2 protein-coding genes are annotated in these 2,880 nt (G+C 32.8%); both read right to left on the reverse strand.

Annotated elements, in window-relative coordinates; all coding sequences use genetic code 11:
- Window positions 1-320: 320 nt before the first annotated feature.
- Window positions 321-746, reverse strand: coding sequence for a helix-turn-helix transcriptional regulator (locus P9B04_RS19010; protein WP_342056544.1), 426 nt, complete (start codon window positions 744-746; stop codon window positions 321-323).
- An 817-nt stretch (window positions 747-1,563) separates the two neighbouring features.
- Window positions 1,564-1,854: a hypothetical protein gene (locus tag P9B04_RS19015; RefSeq protein ID WP_342056541.1), complete on the reverse strand. Its 291-nt coding sequence runs from the start codon at window positions 1,852-1,854 to the stop codon at window positions 1,564-1,566.
- Window positions 1,855-2,880 lie beyond the last annotated feature (1,026 nt).

Below are 2,880 nucleotides of genomic sequence, written 5' to 3' on the forward strand. Positions count from 1 at the left end.
ACTTTTGCCTATACCTCAGACTTAAATTCTCACAACTGATGACTGATTGCTATATTAATTATGTCTATGATTTCACAATAGCCCAGAAGCAATGAGTAATCTGTACAGTTTGCTAGCATAATAGTTAGGCTCCTATTTAATTCGGTAAGTAGGTGAAGTCCTGATAAATAAGTAAGTGTCAGTTACTTATTTATTGGGCATTGTGTATTATAATAAATGATGTCATAGCAGGCAATATCAATATATACGTTAAGCCCTTATTAAAGTAAATAAGGGCTTTTGTAATTGAATATTTTTAACTTAAATCTAAGAATAAATTATTAATCTTCAACTTCATCCCAATCTTGACACATCATTCTATAGTTTTTAGCCCTTGACTTAAAAGCAAAGTAAGGACTTAATTTATATATATTTTGTCTACCAACTCTCCCAATTACTCTCAAATAGTCAAGTTCACATAACTTTTTGATTGACCTACTTATTTCTGCTTGATTGGTTCGTAATTGTTCTGCCAATTCAGCTTGAGAAATATCTAAAACATTTTCATAATCGATTATTCCAGCTATATAAAGTAGAACATTTTTATCAGTAAGATTTAAACCCTTATCAGTAGCCAAGCGAGTAAGTCCATCACAAAATGTTCTAATGTGTGGATTCTTACTAAGTGCTTTGATAGGCGTAACTACTGTTTTAGCCATACAGCCATCTGGAACATTGATTTGGTAGTTGAAGGTTTTATCGGTCATACTCATTATATCAATATATGTGTGTACACCCATAATATCATGTGTGAAGACACATAATGTGTGTCTCTACAATCCCCATATAATGGGGATTTTTCTTCTCCCCCTTCTTGTATCTTGAGAGAAGACTAACAAAGTACACTTGCACTCATAACTTAGGGCTTGTAGCTAACTAACTAAATACTACACTTATAGCTAAGTGGGTAAAATACTGATTATATATACGTTTAAGAATGTAGTATAAGAAAAACTAATGTAATCTTATTGATAAATAAGTCTAATTTATTCACTACTAGTACAGTAAGAACGAAACAATCCTTTTGCAAGCCTGATTGTGCCGTTCTCAATGCACATATAACAAACTAATCTCTAATGCAGTCTACAAATGACTTTTAGTAGTGTAGCTTGTAATTTTGTACTGGTTATTTATTTTTAACTAAATTCTGTTGCTGACAACCGTATATACAGTTGAGGGGAAAAACACTTCTGCAGCACTCTGTGAAAGCGGAATGGGGGGACGTTTCCCCCCATACCCCTCTCGATAGCCCGTTTATCCTGCTCAAAACATATCTCTTGATGCAGAGGTCATAATTTATATTTTCACGTCTCTTAGAGCTATTTTTGTTGCGCTGATAGAATCTTTTAAAGCAGATAGCAACCCCCACCTCCTAAACACGAATGCAACAAGGTGGGAATGTACTAATCGAGTATGTCTCGAGCCACCTGGATAAGAAACGGGCTAGGAACTCATTGCCAGGTACACTTTAATACTAACAAGATTACTTACAATTGTCAACAAAATAATTACTTGTTACAAGTATTAATTAGTGTGTTTAAATAGTGAATATAACTTTACCAATTTATCTTCTAATTTTTCAAAAGATACCTTAGCACTTTTGCGTTGTCTTAAAATAGAACTAAACAAGCTATTCAATTGAGAAATTTTAATGATAATAAAGCTATCTTTGTCTTCTACTTTATCAGACATTATTGACAATCTGTATTCATCAATTAAAGCTTGTACTTGTTCCGCTATTGGTTCAGGGACACGCATTACACGGGTTTTATAGGGGGCTTTTTGCCCTCTACCACCCACTGGTTTTATCTTCATTGTGAGATATTAACTCCTGTAACTCAAGTTCATATAAACAGTAAGGACACTTAATACTTTCATCATCAAGATATAAAACTCTGTGACCAATAACATCGTCACATTTAGGACAATTAAACTCACCATAGATATCTAATAAATATGATATTAGTTCTCTAATTTCTGAGCTATGCTTGATATTCATTAAGCTGTTACAAGTTATTTATATACTAATTATATTACCTGTAACAAGTAATGTCAACTATTTTATTATCATAAAAGTATTGCTTCTCAACTAATAGATAAGTTAATCTTATTAGTTATCATTATCCAAATTACTTAGAATTTTAAACGTTTCTCCTAGTAGCATTGGAATCGCCTACAAAGGACGCTAGACAACCAATGATGTATCCCCTTGAGGTATCCTGTTTCATCTGTTCTAGAGCATTGAGGGTCAAAAGCATGATTATATGGATGTTTCAGAGAGAGTTAATTTTCTGATTGATAAGCTAAGCTTTTAAACTATGACGATATGTTTTGAGCAGTACAAACGGGCTATCGAGAGGGGTATGGGGGGAAACGTCCCCCCATTCATCTGAAATGTCCACTCACGATATGAGAACTGTCAATAGACCATCCCTATTACAGTAATCTGATTGTAATATAAAATGCTATAAATTATCTTATATTTACTAATTGACATAACCTGTTACAAGTATTATTATTGTAAGAAATATATGTTTTATCAACTATTTGTCTAACTACTTTGAGAGTTAGATTTTACTGTCTAACCCTCTGATACAATCAGCTATTAGCTATCATAAGTATTACTACTTTGTCTAAGCTTAGAATAGTTTTCGATTGACTTATCAAGTTCTGATAAGAATAATTGTATTAAGACAAGAGCGGATTGTTTCCGTCTCTCATCACTCATAACAAAATTGGCATTTCCTTCTATTAAAGGAATAGCTGATTCTAATAACACTCTATTCCTATAGCAATAAGGAATGATTCATGAGACATCTTCTTTCCCAGTTATCAGTTATC

It is taken from the genome of Crocosphaera sp. Alani8 (genome assembly GCF_038442745.1).
GTDB lineage: Bacteria > Cyanobacteriota > Cyanobacteriia > Cyanobacteriales > Microcystaceae > Crocosphaera.

Coding starts and splice junctions, on each gene's coding strand:
- P9B04_RS19010 (WP_342056544.1), bottom strand. CDS start 746: ATGACCGATAAAACCTTCAACTACCAAATCAATGTTCCAGATGGCTGT.
- P9B04_RS19015 (WP_342056541.1), bottom strand. CDS start 1,854: ATGAAGATAAAACCAGTGGGTGGTAGAGGGCAAAAAGCCCCCTATAAA.